This is a genomic window from Microbacterium sp. Bi128 (assembly GCF_918698205.1).
On record NZ_CAKKMM010001469.1, the window covers coordinates 1 to 1225 of the forward strand.

A 1225-nucleotide genomic window follows, 5' to 3' on the forward strand; every position below is an offset into this window, starting at 1 on the left:
GCGGCACCTCCGGTGGTTGCGGCCTGCTTGGTTTTGCCGGCGGTGGCGGCCTTCTTCTTGCGCGGGTTGAGTCCGAAGATCGCCCGGACCAGCGGCGGCGCCGCGATGAACAGCACGATGAGTGACTGGACCACGAGCACGATGTCGATCGGAGTTCCGGTCTGGATCTGCATCTGGACAGCGCCTGCGCGGAAGGCCCCGAACAGCAGGCCGGCGGCGAAGGTGCCCCATGGCGAGGACCGTCCCAGCAGCGCGACCGTGATCGCGTCAAAGCCGTAGGTTGCCGCGACACCGTCGGTCAGGACCTTTTCGGTGCCCGCCACCTGTGCCACGCCGGCCAGGCCTGCCAGGCCACCGGCAATGGTCATCACCAGGATGGTGGCCCGGGAGACGTTGATGCCGGCGGTCAGGGCTGCCTTGGGGTTGGCCCCGACGGCACGGAATTCGAAACCGAGCGTGGAGCGGTTCAGCAGCCACGAAACAAACACGGTGGCCGCGATGGCCAGCAGGAATCCCAGGTGCAGCCGGTACTGGCTGCCGAAGATCAGCGGGTACGCGGCGCTGGGGTCCACGATGGGCGATATCGGTGTGTCCGCCCCCGGACGCTGGAACAAGTCAGTGTCGAGCAGGTAGCGCAGGAAATAGAGTGCGATGTAGTTGAACATGATGGTCACGATGACCTCGTGGGCGCCGGTCCGGGCTTTGAGCACGCCGACGATGCCGCCCCAGACGGCGCCGCCGATGACGCCGGCCACCAGGACCAGCAGCAGGTGTATCCCCAGCGGCAGGTGCAGCGCGAAGCCGACCCATGAGGCGAGGATGCCGGCCATGATGATCTGGCCCTGCGCACCGATGTTGAACAGGCCCGCGCGGAAGGCCAGGGCGACGCCGAGGCCGGCGGTGATCAGCGGGGTGGCGATGGTCAGCGTCTCCATGAGGGGGGCGAACTGTCCGGCCACGCCGTTCCCGCGGGGGTTGAAGACCGCGCCCTGGAAGAGGGCGACGTACGAATCGGTGGCGGCGGACCAGACGGCGATGAGGAAGTCACTGGGCCGGGCAAAGAGATAGCCCGCCGTGGTGCCGACAACCTTGTCCGTCATGGCGATGAGCAGGCCGCCGAGGATCAGTGCGAGCAGCACCGCCAGGATGGTCACGATGCCGTTGCCGGTGAAGATCTTGCGCAGCAGCGACTCCTCTTCCGGGGCACCCGGAAGAGCTCCGCTCT

1 protein-coding gene is annotated in these 1225 nt (G+C 67.3%); it reads right to left on the reverse strand.

Annotated elements, in window-relative coordinates; genetic code table 11:
- A partial coding sequence (locus tag LQV45_RS33750; RefSeq protein ID WP_230012165.1) for an ABC transporter permease occupies positions 1-1225 on the reverse strand: 1225 nt, incomplete at both ends.